This is a genomic window from Vibrio sp. 2CM40D (assembly GCF_023161825.1).
GTDB lineage: Bacteria > Pseudomonadota > Gammaproteobacteria > Enterobacterales > Vibrionaceae > Vibrio > Vibrio alginolyticus.
Genome location: NZ_JALNTL010000005.1, coordinates 196,637 through 216,968 on the forward strand (window position 1 = coordinate 196,637; position 20,332 = coordinate 216,968).

Below are 20,332 nucleotides of genomic sequence, written 5' to 3' on the forward strand. Positions count from 1 at the left end.
ATGAAAGTACTTTTCGTTTGTAATGAATATCCACCATATCCAGCTGGCGGTATCGGTGTATTTACAAAAGAACTTGCAGAGTCTTTATCTGCTCAATGTGATGTCTACGTGGTTGGCTTGTATAATGTTAAAGAAACAACCAATGAGTCAATTAACGGCGTTAATATAGTACGTATTCCGGGAAGGAAAGGTGGTATTTTCAATAAATTATTTGATCGTATAAAGTTATATAGAAATGTAGCTAAGATCGTAGGTAATAAAAAAATTGATATTGTTGAGTGCCAAGATTTTAATGGTTTTTTTGCATTTTTCCCTAAGTTAAAAGCAAAGTTTATAGTTCGACTTCATGGTTCAGTATCGTACTTTTATAAGGAGTTAAAACAATTTGGCCTTAAAAGTTTTTTGTGGAGAATAATTGAAAAAAGTCATTTGCTTAAAGCTGATTATATAGTTTCTGTTAGCGATTATACTGCCCATGCAACTAATGAGTTATTCCGACTAAAAGCCAAAGAATTTTCCACAATACATAACGGTGTTAAAGTAGATGACTTATATCATGAAGTCGATTCACTTGAAGTTAAAAAGTATATATTTGCTGGTTCAATAATTAAAAAGAAAGGCATTTGTGAGCTTATTGAAGCGTGGATTACTTTTTCAAAAGGAAAAGGTAATGTAACTTTAGATGTCTATGGTAAAGATATTGAAGGTCTATCGGATATTTTAATTAAAAAGCTTGAATTAGCAGGAATTAATAATTGTACGTTCCACACTCCCTTAGCAAAAGAAGAACTAGTGCATCAGATTCGCAATAGTTCATTTTTTGTTTCTCCTACAAAAGCGGAGGCGTTTTCTTTAGCTCCTTTGGAAGCAATGGCTTGCTCAACTTTAGTATTATACTCAAATCAAACTAGCGCTAATGAGCTTATTAAACATTCTGTAAATGGTATTCTTATTTCAAGTGCTAATGTAGATGATATCATTGAATCACTTGAAATCTCTTATAGTTTAGATGTTGATACTTATAACAAAATGACTTTGAACGCCTACAATGACGTCGTCGGTAAGTTCAATGTAGAAGAAAAGTGCATAGAAAATAGAGCTTTCTATCAATCGGTCATTGGTGTTAAGTAATTTACGCTATATATCTATCAGGACTATTTTTATGCTCGATTTTTGCATTTTGATGAACTGGTTATTGAGATATGCTAAATAAAGTAGAGTTATATTTTATAGTTTGATATGTCTATTTGTAATTAAGAGGTTAGCTTTGATAAGTAAGTTGATATATTATCTCGGGGTTGCTATTCGAAATCCCTCGTTTAAAAAAGTGAAGAAAGAACTTGATGAATCATATTACCTTGAGGAAAAAAAACTTGAAGAAATTCAAAATGAAAGGTTAAATATAATATTAAGATTTGCTTATCAGAACTCACCTTATTATAGAAAGTTGCTAGATTCTCATTCCTATTCGCCTAGTAATACATACGATAAGAGCTTTTTAACGGAACTGCCAATTTTAAGTAAAGATACATTGATTGTTAATAATAATGATATCCACACTATAAATAATTATAAATTTGGAAAATTGTTTTTTTCTGAAACATCTGGCTCTACAGGTCAAGCGTTAACTTTTTATAAAGATGAACTATGGGATTCTTATAATCGAGCTTCGATTGCAAGGGGGATGGCACATTTTGGAGTTAATGTTTGGCATAGAAATGGATACTTCTGGGGCTTTAACCACAGAGGTCTTTCTCTTTTGAAGGTTAGGTTCCTTGATTTCCTTATGAATAGATTTCGTGTTTTTTCCTACTCAGACAAGCCCTTAGAGAATTTTCTAGATAAATGCAGAAAGGCCGAATATCTATCTGGTTATAGTTCTATGATTTATGAAGTGGCAAAACTTGCAAATAAAAGAAATATTCAGCTGTCCAATATTAAGTTCATTAAAGGTACCTCTGAGAAAATTTATGATTTCTATCAGGATGAGGTCGAGCAAGCTTTTGGAAGGAAAATAGTCAGTGAGTACGGTTCTGCTGAGTCGGGAATTATTGCGTTTGAATGTCCTTATGGGAATATGCACATAAATGAAGAGTGCTGTATTTTAGAGGTAGTCGAAGGTCGCGCTGTAGTTACCAATCTGATAGCTAAATCTTTTCCAACAATTAGATATGATTTGGGTGATTATGTCTCACTTAAAGATGTAGAATGTGCCTGTGGTAGAAAAAGCAAGGTTATTTCTGAGATAACAGGGCGAGTTGGTAAGAATATTGTCGGCACTAATCAGAGTTATCCTTCACTTACACTATATTATGTGTTTAAGAATATGGCTGTAAATCACAGGATAAATATTGCTTATCGTTGTGAACAACACGTAAAGGGACAACTTGTTGTTTATTATGAAAATGTACTGTCTCCTGAAGAAATGGCATTACTAAAATCAGAGTTCTTTAAGTATTTTAATGATGACTTACAAATTGAATATAATTACGTTAAGAATATACGTCCTCCAAACAGAAAGTTAAAAGATTTTGAAAGTTATTTATGAATTGGATTTTTTGTATTTGATTAATATAACCTAACGAATTATATAAAAATGGATCAGTTTAGTAATTTAGTATCGATAATTATGCCCACTTATAATTCAGAGGGTACAGTGCCAGACAGCATAGACAGTGTGATTTGTCAAACATATAGTGAGTGGGAGCTGATTATCGTTGACGACCGTTCTACCGATAATACTTGGCAAGTCATTCAAACATATGCTGATAAATACGATAACATTCGTGTATATCAGAACAAAGAAAACCTAGGTGCAGGAGCGAGCCGGAATTTCGCGATAGAAAAGGCAAAAGGCCGCTTTATTGCCTTTTTGGATTCGGATGACCTCTGGACAGAAGATAAACTGTCAGAGCAAATCGCGTTCATGCTCGAAAATGATTATCCGCTGACCTACACTCACTACAGCCGTTTTACTAGTGAAGAAGAGCTGAGTGTTGTAACTGCTCCCGAATATACAACGTATAAAAAACTTATGTATAGTAATGTTATCGGGTGCCTGACCGCCGTTTATGATGCACAGGCACTCGGTAAGCGCTATATGCCTCTTATTCGTAAACGTCAGGATATGGGATTGTGGTTAGATATACTGAAAGATACTCCTAAAGCGTACTGTCTACCTAAGCCATTAGCAAAGTATCGGATGGATAGTGGTATGACAGCTAACAAATTTAGCGTTTTGTCATATCAATGGAAGTTCTACAGAGACGTAGTAGGCTTGAGCTTGCCAAGAAGCCTATTTACATTTTCTGTCTACGCCGTTAAAGGTACGATGAAACACCGAACTAAGCGCAAATCTTAGTTTCCTTAATCCTCGATAGAGCTTACAGAATATACACACAAAAAGAGCAGCGACCGTAAGGCGCTGCTCTTTTTTATACCTGTGATCCGTTCGATTAACTTCGCCGTGTTTTAGCGACCCATCCCAAATAACACCGTTTTGACTGTAAGGAAAAGAATCTTCACTTCCATCATCCAGTTTTGGTGTTTGATGTAGTAGACATCGTATTTATGCTTCCAAATAGCGTCTTCTACCGATGCGCCGTAAGGGTATTTTACTTGAGCTAGGCCAGTTACCCCAGGTTTAACGGCGTGACGAAAGCGATAGTAAGGAATGGCTTTTTCCAACTCAGAGATGAACACTTCACGTTCTGGGCGAGGGCCAACCATCGACATCTCTCCCTTTAGTACGTTGATTAACTGAGGGAGCTCATCAATGCGAGTTTTACGAATAAAACAGCCGACTTTCGTTACGCGCGCGTCATTTTTTGTTGCCCATTGGGCTCCGTTCTTTTCTGCATCGTTTCGCATCGAGCGAAACTTAATCACTTCAAACTCTTCATTATACTGGCCGGTACGACGCTGTTTAAAGAATACCGGACCTGGCGATTCAAGCTTAATGAGTAGTGCCGTAATAAGCCCTACTGGAATAGCAACCCATGACAGCATGAAGACAAACAACAGATCGATGAAGCGTTTTTGCCAGCTGTTCTTGCGATTAGAAAGGATAGAAAAAGCTTTTTGGTGTAAGAAGTAGCCGCTGTGCAAAAGCTCAGTTTCAGTATATCCGAGTGAACGGTCAAAATAGCTCACTAATGGCTCAACCCAAGCACCTAGCTCTGTCGCCGCGACAAGAAACGCTTGCTGTTCAGGATCTAGATGCGAGCTTTTGAAGTGGCAAAGCGTTTTGCTCTTGAAGTCTCTAAGAGAATAGTTATTAACCTGAGCATTAATCTCAGGATGCCTCTTAAGTACTTGAGCAATTTTTGCTTCGTCTTCTTTTGGACAGTAGATATAAAGGCAAGCATTTGATTCACTTGCGGATAACTCGTCCAATGCTGATGTTATGCTGATAGAATTATGCTTAGTTAATTCAGAAGCTTCTCGTTCTTGAAGCGTGTCGCTCATACTGTCTGTCATAGGAATGGAATAAGTTGTTATCGACTAGCCAATTGCTTACAAGTCGGCGATTATAATTTATTTCGTATAGAAATTATATCCCTGAATCCAGAACATGCTCATAACTTTGTTAATTTTCTTGAACCTGAGTCCTTGTTCATGACTTGTTTTTGAATCTTAACGTAATTATATCAATGAACTCGAAAAACTATGTTTGCGATATATTATATTGCATTGAAATTAAATGATTGTTCATTTCACTATATAACGCAGTTATATCCGAGGGTTATCAGTTGTTGATAAAGCGATCTTTTCGACTCCTGTTCACCATGAATAAGGTGAACTTCTTTCGGAGGAGTAGGGATACCAGAAACAAACTGTATTAAATCGTCCCTATCCGCATGTGCAGAGTAACCTGACATGGTATGTACTTGAGCCTCCACTCTAACGCGCCTTCCTTCAATCAGTATGTTCTCTTCTCCATCCTGAATTCGCCGACCTAACGTCCCTTCTGCTTGATAGCCTGCAAATAACACATCATTTCTTTTATCTGGCAGCAATGCTTCTAAATAATTGACGACACGTCCCCCTTCACACATACCAGAGGCCGCAACCACGATAGCAGCTTCTGCCGTGCTCGCGAGTCGATTGACGAGCTTTAAATGGTCAGTGTGGCTTTCGACGGTAATACATTGATCAAACGCAAGAGGGTGTCGGTGATGCTCGAGCCGCTCTTTCGCTTCAGCTCCCCAAAGCTTTTTAAATTGCCTATAGGTAGTAGTTACCTTTTTAGCCAAAGGAGAATCGAGAATAATAGGCAGAGAATCTTGCAAGGCGTGCTCATGAATAAGCTGTTCTATATCAAACAGTAACTCTTGAGTTCTCCCGACGCTAAAAGCAGGTATAACAATTACGCCACCATCCTGAAGTGCATGCTCAATAATAGAAAGCAATCGCCTACTGCGAGACTCAACATCTTCGTGAACTTTATTGCCGTATGTTGACTCGATAAACAAATAGTCAGCTTTTTCAGGCGATACCGGATCAGGTAGGAGAGGCGTGTTACGAGGTCCCAAATCCCCTGAGAACACAACAACTTCATTGTTTAATAAATGAAACTCAACATATGCAGACCCTAAAATGTGTCCTGCTGGTTGAAAGCGAAGAGAGGTATGTTCTTCTATCTCTATCCATTGGGAGTAAGAGCAAGGGCGAATAAGCGTTCGAATAAAATCGAGTACGTTTTCCCTTTGATGGCGCCTCATGCCTAACTGGAGCTTTAATCCATCTTCTAACATAAGCGGTACGAGCTCAGCGGTGGCTTCCGTACAGTAGATAGGCCCCTTATAACCTGCAGCCAATAGCCAAGGTAGCCGACCAACATGATCGATATGAGAATGGGTTAGAACAACCGCTTTGAGATCAGAGATAGAAAAGTCGATATTCAAACTCTCCTGCTGAGCATTATCTTGACCTTGTAGCAAACCACAGTCGATCAGCACACTTCCATTTTGTAATACGAGCTCGTGACAAGAGCCAGTAACCGTATTTTTCCCACCGTGGTGCAGTACTTTCATAACGAAACGACGTCTTTTCCTTTGTTAACCCACGCTTACGAGTATTTGCTTTCATATATAGCGACACCTCGCGACGTAAAGACGGCTCAGTCAATCGCGCAATGAACAAGGTAAGCAGAAAGTGGTGAATAAGTGAGCGTATTGTAGGCAAGGATAATGAGAGTAAGAAAACAGCAAAACCGAAAGTTTAGAGAGACTTAGATATTCGTCATAAATTTGACTGTGTAGCATTGCAACCTGTTGTGATGCAATTCATATTATTGCAACTATTTTCAGTTAGACTTCTGAGATTAACGCGCTAGCTATACAAACATCAGCTATGCCGGAAGGAGTTTAATAATTAGTAAGCCAACAAAAAAAAGCGTCACGTTTATGGCGAGTTAAGTGTCAGAAAAAAGACATTTTTTTGCAAGCTTTTTACACGTTCTACTTTTAGTTGCAACGTGTTTACTATACAATTCGTCTCCTGTTTGGAAACGCAACCATTAAACACTACGTCTAAAACTTGCTTCTAGGAGCCAGACCTAGGGGCGGTAGCGTGCCCAAATCATCTGTTAGTCTCTTTCCTAACAGAAGAGAGACCAAGCAAGATAATTTTTAATAATAATAAGCACCTAAGTGCATTTCTGGCAAGATTGATTTATAAAAAACGAGAACTATTACAAATTTATGTAATTCCCTTTTGTCAGAGGGACGCTCAAAGCTAACAAAGTGGCGAGCAAATGTTGGTTAGGCATAGGTTACAATTTAAATCTCCATTTCTCATACCTATCAAAACCAAATACTAGGTTTATAGAAGTACATAACTACCGGCCCAAACCGTTAGTTAGTGTATTCAGCTTTGTATTTGGCCTGCCTATAAAAGGCTGAGAACCGATGACCGTCACGAGCTAGTGTCGGTGGAACTCAGTTACTTACATATTCAATATTAGAAATTAGCGTTTGCAATGCGTTACAACCCACGTTGGCTAATGTGGTTTTGTCACGCCAAAAAATCACCTGCTCATTCTTAGAGTTCGGCGTGTCTAGATACGAGCGAAGCAAGAATCAGCAGTATCGGACCTGTGATGCAATGGAATCCGTAAAGGGAATCAGTCGGATGCGTTATAGATTTACCTCAAACTTATTTAATAACACAGTTGGCTACCATGAATAATGCATATTTATTTGTATTTATTTTGTCGTTCGTTCTACTTTTTGTTATGCGCAAAGTTGCTAAGCGCGTAGGTCTGGTAGATAAACCCAATGCAAGAAAGCTCCACCAAGGAGTAGTACCCCTTGTAGGAGGCATCTCCATTTTCTCTACTATACTGGTCGGGTTCCTTCTGTTCCTACCAATGAATGACAACCTATCACTCTACTTATCTTGTTCGGCTGTGCTTATAGTGCTCGGCGCATTAGATGACTACTACGATGTAAGTTTCAAAATTCGTCTTATTATCCAAGCTGGAATATCCCTTGCGATGATTTACATCGGAGGCCACAGCTTACACGATTTAGGCTACTTAATGGGGAGCGAAACCATTGCCCTTAATGAAGTCGCTGGCGCAGTGATCACCGTTATTGCGGTAATAGGCGCAATTAACGCATTTAATATGGTTGATGGCATAGACGGCTTGCTGGGCGGGTTAGCCTCGGTCACCTTTACAGCATTAGGTATTGTGTTTGCCTACAACGGAAACGAATATTTAGCCACGATCTGTTTAATGATCGTGACTGCGATGCTTCCTTACATCTTTCTGAACTTAGGTTTCCCACTTGGTCGTCGCTTTAAAATCTTTATGGGTGATGCTGGCAGTATGTTTATCGGCTTTACGGTGGTCTGGATGCTGATTCGCGGCACGCAAGAACCAGGAGCGGTAGCCTTCAAGCCAGTCACAGCACTGTGGTTAATAGCTTTACCGTTGATGGACATGGCAACCATTATGATCCGTCGTATTCGTAAAGGTCAGTCACCATTCCAACCAGACAGAGAACATCTACACCATATTTGTCAGCGTATTGGGCTTTCTCCAGGTGCAACGTTAATTTTCATCTGTTCGATGGCATCAATTTGTGCCGCTATCGGCTTGTGGGCTGACTTTACTGATGTCAGTGAATCTACAATGTTCCTTGCCTTTATAATTCTGTTTGCGTGTTATTTCTCCATTATTAGTCACATATGGAGAGTTTCAGCATGGATAAATCGTATGTTCAAAAAGCCAGCACTAATGGGGACTGAAATGAAGTAAATCATAGCGTTAGTTCTTCATTTTTAATGTGTAAAGTAGGAAGTATTATGCTTCTTATTATAAATGGCTTTAAATGCAGTTGGTTTATCATCGGTAAGTGAATGTTAAAAAAAAATAAAAAAGAACTTCTATCAAATGTTCTTAGCCTAGGAGCGATTGACTTTCTGGGCATGTTGATACCTATTATAACCATGCCAATTATCACAAGAGCTATTGGTTTAGAGTTGTATGGACAATACCTTTTATTTGTAACAATGCTTACATTTGGTCATACAATCATTGATTATGGTGTCCAATATTCAGGCGTTAGAGTGGCTGCAAAAAATAGAGCAAATAAATTAGCTTTAGAAACAGCTTATGCTGATTATCAAGGGTTGCGGTTTGTTTTATCTGGTGTGTTCTTTTTATTTTCCTCGTTATATGTTGTAAATGTATTTAACTCCATATGGTATTTGATTCCTCTTTTTCTTTATATTTTGGGATATCTTCTGACTTCCGCTTGGTTTTTCCAAGGAGCAGCACTAACCAAATATCTATCGATTGCATCGATTTCTAATAAGATCCTACTTCTTATAGCAATTGTTGTTTTTATAAAAAGTAAAGATGATTTCTTCCTTCTTGTACTTTTCACAACTATTCCCATCTTTATTACCTCTATATTATTGCTGTTTTTTCTGAGAAGTCGCTATCAGATTAAATTGTTTTCTTTAAATAATATCAAAAGAACAGTTAATGACGGATTAAGCGTATTCATTGGTTTATTAGCCCCCAATTTATATAATGCTATTCCACTAATGTTATTAGGTAATTATGCGGACAAGTTAGAATTTGCGAACTTTGCAATATCATTGAAAGTATGTGGTGTGATATTTATGTTGCAAAATGTTGTCGCAAAATCAATATATCCAATTACCTCAAGAAACAAAAATGGATTTAAACCTACTCTTTTTTTGAATTTATTAATCGTCATTCCTTGTGTGTTAATATTGTTTTTCTTTGGTTCCGACCTGATAAAAGTTATTCTAGGTGTGAGCTTAGAGAGTGATATATATATAAAAGTAATTTCAACTAGCTTGATCTTTGTTGCAATCTCGAACTCCTTTAGTGTTGGTTATTTTTTGCCTAATAACCTAGATGTTGAATATCGAAATATAGCGATTAAAACATCGATACTGTCAGCTGTAATCGTATTTTTTCTCATCTATAAATTTTCGGTTATAGGTTGTGCTTTAGGATTGCTTACTGCTAGAGCAATTTTGTTTTTTAATTATACATTGAGCTATAAAAGAATTTATAATGAAAAGTTATCTTAGAAGATTTAAAACATATAGAAGTCTAGCTTTTGCTAAAAGGTTTATTCTTGCTAACAATTATATCCCAAAAATTTCTAGACCTAAAACTTATAACGAGAAAGTTCTTCATAGAAAAAAATACTCAAATGCATCTAAGTTCTCGCAGTATGCGGATAAAATTCTTGTAAAAGATCACGTTGAAAAGTTAGTTGGCTCTAAAATTGTTATCCCAACATTATATACGGGAGAAAGCATCAGTGTTGATTTGACTAATGATCTTTTAAAAAAGCATAAAGGTTTAGTCCTTAAAGCAAACCATAACTCAGGGCCTGTTTATGTCATTGATGATAAAATAAGTCAAAATAAGCTTGCTTCAATAGTTGAAGATCTAAATAGTCAATTAAAAGTAGATTATGGAGCGACTAAAGGAGAAACGTGGTATAGCCAAATTGAACCTAAGATCTTAATCGAAGAGCGTCTCTATGATGAAAATGGAGCGAATGATTTAAAAGACTTTAAGTTTCATGTCTTTAAACAAAAGTCTGGAGAGGCAAAAGTTGTATTGCATGTGGATTTTGATAGAAATACCAATCATACACGCTCATTTTTTGACGAAAACTTGAATTGGCTGCCATTTTCTCTAGAGAAACCTTGCATTCATACTGACCTTAAAAAGCCTAATAATTTTGAAGAGATGGTAGTAATTGCTAGGAAGCTAGCAGAACCTTTCTCATATGCTCGAGTTGACCTATATAATGTTAGTGGAAAAATATACTTTGGGGAAATGACATTTGCTCATGGTTCTGGATGTGAAAAATTCTCTTCAATACATTATGACAAGTGGTTAGGCAGTTTATGGGTGTTTGATGATAATGATGAATATTTTTACTAGTCTTATACATAGTTGTGATGAAACTTGGGTAAATATGTGAATATATATATTGTATTTTCTTTATCGCTTTCCTTAATTGCGTTACTTCATGTGAAGTCTAAAGAATATAAGAAGCTGAACGAGTTATATGTAGTTTCTTTCATGTTTCTTTTTTCGATGGTTGTCGGGGTATCTTCCATCATGGGGTGGAGAGAAATCACGCACATGAAAGGAGGTATTGATACAATTGTATACCAAGAAATATTCAATGTTTTACTGAATAAGGATATATCTAGTGTTAATGAGCAAAGAATAGAATTTGGCTATGCTCTATTAATGTGGTTGAGTAAATCTATAGTCGATAATTTTAATTTTTTTCTATTTATTTTTTCAGTATCCATATTGACATTGTATCTTAAGATATGCAATGTAATGACTAAAAATGTTTTTTCAATCGTATCTTACTTTGCTATAAGCTTATTTGTGATAGATAGCTTTAATATCAGTAGGATGATATTAAGTGTTTTTATATTATTCTTTATAATCCCAGAGCTTAGAAAGGAAAATTATTTAAGAGCTATTCTAATAGTACTATTATCTACTTCTATTCAAATGACTGGGTTGTGGGGATTAGTGATAATATTTTATTATTACTTTATGTACTCTCTGACCAATAAAAAAACAATACGTTTTCTAATGTTTTTGTTGGGTAGTGTTCTTTCATATGGAATGGTATTTGTTTTTAAAGCGATGCTTATGAAAGTTGGTTATAGCCACTATGTTGATGATGAGGGTGGTGCATCATATTTAAACTACATATATCTGGCTGTAATTCTCTTCATTTCGTTTGTTTTTAAATTTGATAAGTTTGTAGATGAAACTAATGCAATGGTTGTTCTTCGAATACTTCCTTCTATGTTTTTTATAATTCCATTGTATACTGCAATTCCCATCGCATACAGGTTTAATCTTTTTTATATTTTACTTTTCTTTTTTATTCTTCCTGATCTATGTAAGTTCGGTGTTTTGAACGTTAAAAAGCTTAAACTTTATTATTTTCCATTTATATTTATTCCTTTATTATATGCAGGTTTGAAATTTTTCTCTTATTTCCAAACAAGTGTTAACTCTGCGTTGCTTTGGAATGTTTCTAACTCTTGGTATTTGTTCTAAATGCACTACTATTTTATTATTAATTCTCTTATCGGTGGTGGCACAGAAAAGGTATGCTGCCAAATATCTTCAAGGCTATCTCAAGATAAAAATGATGTTACTATTTTTGTTTTAGATGATGAAGGATCTTCTTATGAGGTGTCTGATAAAGTAAAAATTGTTTACCTAGGCAAAACGAGTACATTAAAAAGCTTTTGGAAGTTGAAGAAAGTTTTAAAAGACATCAATGGACATTCTGTTTTAATATTTAATCATGAGCTCAGTTTAGTAGCTCTCCTAATAAAGAAATTATTTAAATATAATGTAAAAATCATTAGCAGAATAAATAATACACTTAGCGTAACAATCAAACATAAAAGCAAAAAGTATCAATACGTAGTCAGTCCGTTGATGAAGGCCTTTTATCGATATATCGACGGCTATATATTCCAGTCTACTGGTATACAAAAGGACATGGATGATAACTATTCTGTTAATGAAAGATATGTTGTCATTAATAATCCAATAGATCGTTTTAAAAGTGGCGTCGACAAAGAAGTTAAAAAAGAAAATTATATTTTGTATGTGGGAAGATTAGTAAAGCAGAAGAACGTTAAAGATACGATAAAAGCATTTTCCCTGTTCTTAAATACATTCCCTGATTATAAATTGGTTATAGTAGGCGATGGACCAGAAAAAGAAAGTTTAATGCAACTTTCGAGAAAACTTGGGATAGAGAGTAATGTTTCATTTGCTGGTCATCAAAAAAATACTAAACCTTATTATGAAAATGCAAAATTAACAGTTTTATCTTCATTCAATGAAGGATTCCCTAATGTATTGTTAGAATCTATATTATATAGAACGCCTATAGTTTCTTATGATTGTCCAAGCGGTCCGAGAGACATAATTAATGATCATAATGGTATATTAGTTGAATATCTATCAGTAGAAAAGTTAGCAGAAGCGATGTCTTTTTGTATCAATAAGTCTTGGAACTATAACGATATATATCATACGACCGAGAAATACTCATTAGAGAAAATTACGAGTCAATATGAAAAATTCATAAAGAGTATTTAATTTAATGAAAAAAATTATTTTTATAGAAAGTTATTATAAGGGACTTTACGGAGCTCCAAAAAGTATGTTGGAGCTAGCTTCTGGATTAAATAGTAAAGAATATTTGGATGTTAGTTTAATTACATCTAAAAACGGCCCGTTAGCTCAGAAGTCCAATGATTTAGGAATAAATTCATTTGTTCTTCCTGTTCCTGAACTGTTGTTAAAGCCGAGAAGTAAATTTAAACTTTACCAAAAGGTTGTATATCCTTTTCTGCTAATATATTTATGGATTAAGCAACTTTTTAATATTAACTTGATTGGAAAGTCTGATTATATATGTGTGAATGACATTCGCAGCTTTCTATTCTACCTTCCTATTATTTTTATTTTAAGGGATAGAGTTTCTTGGTATGTAAGGATCAATGACCGAGTTAAGTTTATATCCTCAATCGCTGCAGCCCTTTCAAATAAGATAATTCTTATATCTAGTGACTGTAGTGATGTTCTGTCAGAAAATGAAAAGCAGCGATATCAAAAAAAGCTAACTATTTTGAATACAGGATTTAATTTTAAAATCTTGGACTATAGCGCAGTCGAAGAAATAAAAGGAACAATAGAAAAATATAATAAAGTTTATATTACAGTTGGAAGTATTTGTATAAGGAAAAATCAGCTAGATATTGTAAGAGCTTTTGGTAAAGTCTACAAAGATGGTGATGTATTACTTATGATCGGAAGCCCACCTACTGAAATTGACATTAAGTATCAGGACGAGGTGTTAAATTTAATAAACGATTCTGGGCTAAAAGATAATGTAATAATAGTCCCATATACTCCTTTTGTTAATGAATACTTGTCTTTATCTGACGTTTTTTTATTCGCTAGTCACAAAGAAGGACTACCTAGAGTCGTTATAGAGGCACTTAATGCAGGGTGCTTTGTTTGCTCTTCTCTAGTTGATGGAATTAATGATGTATTAGTTAACGAGAGTATTGGCTTAATTACGAAAACAAAAGCCAGTGATGACACCTTTGTTGATGAGTTTACTTCAAATATTCTATCGATTGATGATGATGTGTTGTCTTGTCGTAATCAAAGAACTCAATATGTGAAAGATAAATTTGATTACGATGGTTTCGTAAATGGCTTTGAAAATATAATGAAGAATATGGATGATTTGAGTAATGAATCTGAAAAAAGAATTAAAGAATATAACTAGAGATGTTCTTAGATTGGTTATTACTCCCAATGTTTATAATAAAATTAGATTTGTTATAACTCATAAGTATTATCCAGACTTTATATCTCCTAGTACATTTTCAGAAAAAGTATTTGCTCGAAAGTTAGATTCTCAATCATTAAGCTTCTCTCGTTATGTTGATAAGTATACTGTGAGAAAATACGTCGAAGATACTATTGGTAAAGAACATTTAATTCCTTTAATTGCTAAAACAACTCATGTAACGCCTGATTTCTTTCACAAAGCACCTGATAAGTTTGTTATCAAAACGAGTAATGGAGGTGGTGGTGAGAATGTTAAAGTAGTACTTGATAAGTCAAAATTAACAGATTTAAATGCATTATCAGCACAATTCAATCGTTACCTAAAAGTAAAAATAGGACAAAAGATTGATGAAAATTTCTATGATCTTGAAACGCCTCAAGTACTCATGGAAGAGTTATTAATGCATAAAGATGGTTCTCTGCCATCCGATTACAAATTGCATATTTTTCAAGGGGACGATAGTAACCAGGAAAAAGTAATAATTCAGGTTGATAGTGACCGGTTTAGTAATCATAAAAGATCACTGTATTCCGAGAATTTAGAAAAGTTAGATTTTGCTATACAACCCAAGTATGAATCAGTTGATGATTCCTACGAGTTTCCAATTAATATGCCTGACGTGGTTTCACTAGCAAAAAAATTAGCGAAACCTTTTAAGTACGTTCGAGTTGATATGTATAACGTCGATGGAAAGGTTTATTTTGGAGAACTAACGTTTTGTCATGGTAGTGGTTGGGAACCACTTTCAAGTAAAGATGCAGATGTCTTATTAGGTAGTTATTGGAAGGAATTTGATAAATGAAATATTTAGTAACTGGCGCAGCGGGTTTTATTGGCGCTAAAACCATTGAAGTGCTTTTGAGTAAAGGTGCGAGTGTTGTTGGTGTAGATAATATTAATGACTACTATGATGTTAATCTTAAAGAAGCTCGACTACTGACGATCAACAATAGTGAGCGATTCGAATTTGTAAAGATGGATCTCTCGGATAGACAAGCTGTAGCTGATTTCTTCGCTAACAACCAGTTTGATTGTGTTATCCACTTAGCAGCTCAAGCTGGTGTGAGATACTCTATAGAAAACCCGATGGCCTATGCGGATTCTAACTTAGTTGGTCACCTAAACATCCTAGAGGGTTGCCGACATTCAAAAGTTAAGCATCTAGTTTACGCATCGTCATCTTCTGTTTATGGCTTGAATCAAAAAACACCTTTTGAAACAAGTGATACGGTTGATCATCCAGTTTCTTTGTATGCGGCGACGAAGAAATCAAATGAGTTAATGGCACACTCATATTCTCACTTGTATGACTTACCGACCACTGGATTGCGGTTCTTCACCGTTTACGGTCCATGGGGTCGTCCTGACATGGCACCTTTTATTTTCACTAAGAAGATATTAGAGGGCGATACAATTGATATAAACAATAATGGCGATATGTGGCGAGACTTCACTTACATTGACGACATTGTTGAAGGTATTGTACGTATTTCTGAGGTTATCCCTCAAAGAAATGACGACTGGACCGTTGAATCCGGTACGCCTGCTTCTAGTTCTGCTCCATATTCTGTTTACAATATCGGTCACGGTAGTCCAGTTAACCTTATGGACTTCATCACGGAAATCGAATCTGCGCTTGGTATTGAAGCGAAAAAGAACTTCCGCGAGATGCAGCCTGGTGATGTGTATAAGACTTATGCTGATACCTCTGATTTATTCGAAGCGACTGGCTATAAACCTCAAGTTGGTCTTAAACAAGGCGTTCAAGCCTTAGTTGATTGGTATCGCGAGTTTTATAAGGTTTAGGTAGTTAGATGAAAACGGTTGCGATTTCAGCAAATACAAGTTGGTATTTATATAATTTCAGAAGAAACACCATTACGGCGTTGTTGGACGCTGGTTATCAGGTTGTAGCTATAGCCCCTAAAGATGATTATTCACCGAAACTTGAATCACTTGGAGCAAGCTTTTGTCATATCAACATTGACCAAGGGGGTACAAATCCTGTTAAAGATATTGGTACGTTTTTCTCATTTATCAAAATCTTTAAGAGCGTCAAACCCGATGTGGTACTGAACTTTACTCCAAAGAATAATATCTACGGTACGTTAGCTGGGCATTTTGTTGGCTCTAAGTCGGTCAATAATATTGCCGGCTTAGGTATGGTCTTTATTAATGAAGGCCTTACGTCTAAGATTGCCAGATTGCTGTATAAAATGAGCCAATCTAAAGCAAGTAAGATCTTCTTTCAAAATGAAGACGATAAAACGTTGTTTTTGGAGAACCGGTTAGCGCCATCGTATCTTGTTGATCGTTTACCTGGTTCGGGAGCTGATCTCAACCGTTTTCAAGTTAGCCCTGCAAATGATGACGGTGTAATTCGCTTTTTATTGATTGCCAGAATGTTGTACGACAAAGGCATTGGTCACTACGTTGAAGCGGCTCGCGCATTGAAGTCTAAACATGGTGATAAGGTTGAATTTCGATTACTAGGTTTTCTTGATGTTAATAACCCTTCAGCTGTCTCTAGTAGTGATATGCAAAAGTGGGTTGATGAAGGCATTGTAAGTTATCTTGGCACTTCTGATTGTGTAGAAGAGGAGATTGCGAAGGTAGATTGCATGGTGCTTCCTTCATTCTATCGAGAGGGAGTACCTAAATCGTTACTAGAAGCGGCGGCAATGGGGAAACCCATAGTAACAACTGACAATGTTGGTTGTCGTGAAACGGTTGACGATGGAGTCAATGGTTATTTATGTACTCCTCGTTCGACAGAGAGTTTAATTGAAAAACTGGATTTGGTGATCAACCTCACTCATCAAGAAAGGTTAACAATGGGACAATTCAGTCGTCAAAAAGTTGAACGAGAGTTTGATGAGCAGTTAGTCATACAAAAATACTTGGACGCAGTGGAAGATTGCTTTCAAAAAGAAAAAACTCAAGCAGAAGGCCTCAGTGCCAGCTAGCAAAACTAAATAAAATAAAGAGTTATGATCAAAAAGATTTCAGTGGATGAAGTAACGATAATTACCCTATCGTTGGCTTGTAGTTGTGGCGTCGCGGCAAACGAATTGCAGACGCTAAATTCTAACCAAAGCTTTAGTGGACTGGTTTTTAACCCTAATGCTCAAGTTAAAGAGTATGGCGACTTTGGTGTATCTTTTGCCCAAGGGCGCCCTTGGCTTGACGAGGTGCAAGGTTTAGATTCTATAAAAGTATCTTTCGGCCTCATTGAAGGGTTAGAGGCTCATGGTAGTATCGTTACTTATGATTATAACTCGAACTGTTTTAAAACAGGCTGTGGCGGTATTCGAGATTTATCATTATCACTGAAGTATCAGGTTCCCAATTTTTGGGGGAATGAGAACTTAGATTTTGCTTTGGGTATGCAAGATGTCGGTGGGGCTGCAAATAAGCTCATGACTAATTTTGCCGTCGCTGATTATACGTTTAATGCACTTCCCTTAAGGGTTTCTGCTGGTTTCGGTCAGTCAGAAGAGCGTTTGATGGGTGTTCTAGATGGCCCTTTTGGTGGCTTTGAATACCAACCTTTTGACTTTGTTCAACTAGTAGGAGAGTACGATTCAGTAGAATTCAACTCTTCTATAAAAGTGTTCACTCCCGATAATTTACTGCCTAATGATATAACCGCCTCATTAAGCTACCAGATTTATTCTGGTCATGAATCGGATGGTTCAAGCGTTTGGAGTGCTGCACTCTCGATGCCATTGATAACGGAATACTCTCGCTCTCGCGACTACGCGAAGAATAATATGACGTTAATGGATCGTTTAGTCGTTGAGCAAAACAAAGCGCAACAAGCGTCAATTTCCTCTTTGGTTAGTGCGTTAAAAAATGAAGGCTTCGTTAATGTTCAAGTGGGCGTATCAAATGACAAAGTTGTGGTGGCTGTAGAAAACCGCCGCTACAACCATAACCAAGTTGACGGACTAGGTGTCGCTCTGGGTATTGTGTCTAGTCATTTAGGTCAAAATGCGGCGCAAGATATAGGCGCTGCATCGGATCAATTTGAACTTGTGATGCTTGCCAACCAAAAACCAGTGGTCAGTGTTTTGTCTGACGCTAACTGTTACCAAAGTTTTGTCAATGGTAGCGCAGCTTGTGATGACATTCAGTTTATCACGCGCGATTTACCGGAAAGATTAGACATGGTTGATTGGAAAACGGAGCGAGTTAATTCAGGCACTTTAGATTCGCAGATCGTGCTTTCTCCTATGGTAAGGCATGGTTTTGCAACCGAGTACGGTGTGTATGATTACTCTTTTGCTATGTCTAGCAACTTATACACCTACCTATGGTCTGGCGCGGCAATTGATGTTCGTCATATTTTACCTTTAGCAGAAAGTGACGATTTTGAAGAAGGTGGGTATTTCGAAGATAGCGCGTACGAGAACGAGATTGATCGTGCAATGGTGCATCAGTTCTTCCGTTTACCATATGTCGATATTGCTAACCAGGTCTCTCTAGGCTTGGTTAAGTCGGATTATATCGGTGCGCGCAGCGAATCAGCTTGGTTCTCTCAATCGGGCAACCATGAGTTGGGACTAGAGATGAGCTACTTCCAACATCAAGACGAAAAAGACAAAAATGGTTATGCGAATCCAGACCGCCAAACCTTTTTAACTCGTTACACATTCTCTATGCCAGAGTGGGATTGGCAGTTTAACGCAACTGCTGGCGAGTTTTGGAAAGGGGATGTTGGCGCAAAATTCACGACATCACATTGGTTTGAAGACATAGAAGTATCAGCAAGTTATCAGGTGACAAAGTTTAATGATACAGACGAAGAGCAGTTTGTCACTGTGTCAGTAAAACTGCCATTAACGCCATGGCGCGATATGTCGCCGGGAGTGATACAAGTTCGTGGTAACGAGGCTTATGATTTCAACGTTACGACTCGAGTTGGCAACGATACAAACTATTTGGCAGCAGGCCAGGGTGATGAACTCGTGATGGATAATAGTATGCTTCGCCGCTACTTTAACCGAGGCCGTTATGGTCAAGAGTACTTTGAGCAGAACAAGCTTCGCATTCGCAATGCTTATTTGCGTTACTTGGGTACTCAATTGAATTAAGTTGTGTTGCTAGTTAGGCTTTTAGTTAATTGCCGCACTCTACCGAGAGTGTCGGTGTTTTGATATGCTAGCGTCAGTTAAATAATAGGAAATAAAAATGAAAATTGCTGTAGCAGGCACGGGCTACGTCGGTTTGTCCAATGCCATGTTATTGTCACAAAACCATGAGGTTGTGGCGGTTGATATTATCCAAGAAAAAGTGGACTTGTTGAATGACAAGAAATCTCCAATTGTTGATGCGGAAATCGAACATTTCCTTGCAAACAAAGAACTCAACTTTATCGCGACGCTAGATAAAGAGTTGGCTTACAAAGACGCGGAGTTTGTTGTTATTGCTACACCAACGGATTATGACCCTCAAACGAACTACTTTAATACTTCTTCAGTTGAAGCAGTGATTAAAGATGTGATGGCAATTAATCCAGATGCAGTTATGGTGATTAAGTCGACTGTACCTGTGGGTTATACTGCGCGCATTAAAGAGGAGCTCGGTTGTCAGAATGTTATGTTCTCTCCAGAGTTTCTTCGTGAAGGTAAAGCTCTTTACGATAACCTACACCCGTCTCGCATTATCGTTGGTGAGCGTAGCGAACGTGCAGAGAAGTTCGCTAATCTTTTAGTTGAAGGTGCGGTAAAAGAAGACATCTCGGTTTTGTTTACTGACTCTACAGAAGCCGAAGCGGTTAAGTTGTTCTCAAACACATACCTAGCGATGCGCGTAGCTTATTTCAATGAGTTAGATTCGTATGCTGAAGCACACAACCTTGATGCTCGCCAAATTATAGAAGGTGTTGGCTTAGACCCTCGTATTGGCAATCACTACAACAACCCGTCATTCGGTTATGGTGGTTACTGCTTACCAAAAGATACAAAGCAATTGTTAGCAAACTACCAAGAAGTTCCTAATAACATCATTGGTGCAATTGTTGATGCAAACCGCACTCGTAAAGATTTTATTGCAGACTCCATTATCAAACGTCAGCCAAAAGTAGTGGGCATTTACCGCTTAATTATGAAAGCTGGTTCAGATAACTTCCGCGCTTCGTCTATTCAAGGCATTATGAAGCGTATTAAAGCGAAAGGTATTGAAGTAGTGGTTTACGAGCCGGTACTGCAGGAAGATGAGTTCTTCCATTCTGCCGTTATCCGCGATATTGAAGAGTTCAAACAAATGTCTGATGTTATTGTTTCTAACCGCATGGTTGAGGAACTAGCTGATGTGGCTGATAAAGTTTACACCCGTGACCTGTTTGGTAGCGATTAATTAGTCTTTATATTCAAAATAATGTAATAGGCTCCCTCAGA

General features: G+C 37.0%; 16 protein-coding genes. 14 read left to right on the forward strand and 2 right to left on the reverse strand.

Annotation, left to right across the window (positions count from 1 at the left end):
* The 3 genes from MTF70_RS13265 to MTF70_RS13275 all read left to right on the forward strand — a co-directional run bounded on the left by MTF70_RS13265 (nt 1) and on the right by MTF70_RS13275 (nt 3,361).
* Nucleotides 1-1,131 (forward strand): glycosyltransferase family 4 protein, encoded by a 1,131-nt coding sequence (locus tag MTF70_RS13265; protein WP_025768334.1) that lies wholly within the window; start codon nt 1-3, stop codon nt 1,129-1,131.
* Between the two features lie 196 nt (nt 1,132-1,327).
* On the forward strand, nt 1,328-2,548 hold the full coding sequence (locus tag MTF70_RS13270) for a phenylacetate--CoA ligase family protein (protein WP_148299875.1): 1,221 nt from the start codon (nt 1,328-1,330) through the stop codon (nt 2,546-2,548).
* 48 nt (nt 2,549-2,596) lie between these two features.
* The gene (locus MTF70_RS13275) at nt 2,597-3,361 is read left to right on the forward strand and encodes a glycosyltransferase family 2 protein (protein WP_205461459.1); all 765 of its coding nucleotides are present in this window, start codon (nt 2,597-2,599) and stop codon (nt 3,359-3,361) included.
* 110 nt (nt 3,362-3,471) lie between these two features.
* Here MTF70_RS13275 and MTF70_RS24365 read toward each other — a convergent pair whose 3' ends face one another.
* A complete protein-coding gene (locus MTF70_RS24365; protein WP_017820724.1) occupies nt 3,472-4,479 on the reverse strand; it encodes a sugar transferase in 1,008 nt (335 codons plus the stop codon).
* Between the two features lie 239 nt (nt 4,480-4,718).
* Nucleotides 4,719-6,035, reverse strand: coding sequence for an MBL fold metallo-hydrolase (locus tag MTF70_RS13285; protein ID WP_205461457.1), 1,317 nt, complete (start codon nt 6,033-6,035; stop codon nt 4,719-4,721).
* Nucleotides 6,036-7,183: 1,148 nt separating this feature from the next.
* On the opposite strand from MTF70_RS13285, the gene wecA reads away from it, so the two are divergent.
* The 11 genes from wecA to MTF70_RS13340 all read left to right on the forward strand — a co-directional run bounded on the left by wecA (nt 7,184) and on the right by MTF70_RS13340 (nt 20,291).
* Nucleotides 7,184-8,266, forward strand: a complete 1,083-nt coding sequence (wecA, locus tag MTF70_RS13290; protein ID WP_005384836.1) for a UDP-N-acetylglucosamine--undecaprenyl-phosphate N-acetylglucosaminephosphotransferase — start codon at nt 7,184-7,186, stop codon at nt 8,264-8,266.
* Between the two features lie 101 nt (nt 8,267-8,367).
* Nucleotides 8,368-9,579 (forward strand): oligosaccharide flippase family protein, encoded by a 1,212-nt coding sequence (locus MTF70_RS13295; RefSeq protein ID WP_205461455.1) that lies wholly within the window; start codon nt 8,368-8,370, stop codon nt 9,577-9,579.
* On the forward strand, nt 9,563-10,450 hold the full coding sequence (locus MTF70_RS13300) for an ATP-grasp fold amidoligase family protein (protein ID WP_205461446.1): 888 nt from the start codon (nt 9,563-9,565) through the stop codon (nt 10,448-10,450). The genes MTF70_RS13295 and MTF70_RS13300 overlap by 17 nt, the downstream gene beginning before the upstream one ends.
* Before the next feature lie 204 nt (nt 10,451-10,654).
* Nucleotides 10,655-11,602 (forward strand): EpsG family protein, encoded by a 948-nt coding sequence (locus tag MTF70_RS13305; protein WP_176311249.1) that lies wholly within the window; start codon nt 10,655-10,657, stop codon nt 11,600-11,602.
* Nucleotides 11,603-12,664 (forward strand): glycosyltransferase, encoded by a 1,062-nt coding sequence (locus MTF70_RS13310; protein WP_205461444.1) that lies wholly within the window; start codon nt 11,603-11,605, stop codon nt 12,662-12,664.
* A gap of 4 nt (nt 12,665-12,668) precedes the next feature.
* A complete protein-coding gene (locus MTF70_RS13315; RefSeq protein ID WP_025768341.1) occupies nt 12,669-13,865 on the forward strand; it encodes a glycosyltransferase family 4 protein in 1,197 nt (398 codons plus the stop codon).
* The gene (locus MTF70_RS13320; protein WP_025768342.1) at nt 13,831-14,733 is read left to right on the forward strand and encodes an ATP-grasp fold amidoligase family protein; all 903 of its coding nucleotides are present in this window, start codon (nt 13,831-13,833) and stop codon (nt 14,731-14,733) included. The genes MTF70_RS13315 and MTF70_RS13320 overlap by 35 nt, the downstream gene beginning before the upstream one ends.
* The gene (locus tag MTF70_RS13325; protein ID WP_005384851.1) at nt 14,730-15,737 is read left to right on the forward strand and encodes an NAD-dependent epimerase; all 1,008 of its coding nucleotides are present in this window, start codon (nt 14,730-14,732) and stop codon (nt 15,735-15,737) included. Before MTF70_RS13320 ends, MTF70_RS13325 begins: the two co-directional genes overlap by 4 nt.
* 8 nt (nt 15,738-15,745) lie before the next feature.
* Complete coding sequence (locus MTF70_RS13330; RefSeq protein ID WP_161440728.1) at nt 15,746-16,897, forward strand: glycosyltransferase family 4 protein; 1,152 nt, start codon at nt 15,746-15,748, stop codon at nt 16,895-16,897.
* Between the two features lie 24 nt (nt 16,898-16,921).
* Nucleotides 16,922-19,027, forward strand: a complete 2,106-nt coding sequence (locus MTF70_RS13335; protein WP_205461442.1) for a YjbH domain-containing protein — start codon at nt 16,922-16,924, stop codon at nt 19,025-19,027.
* A gap of 97 nt (nt 19,028-19,124) precedes the next feature.
* Nucleotides 19,125-20,291 carry a nucleotide sugar dehydrogenase gene (locus MTF70_RS13340; RefSeq protein ID WP_025604212.1) on the forward strand — a complete coding sequence of 389 codons (1,167 nt, stop codon included), beginning with the start codon at nt 19,125-19,127 and terminating at the stop codon, nt 20,289-20,291.
* Nucleotides 20,292-20,332: the final 41 nt, after the last annotated feature.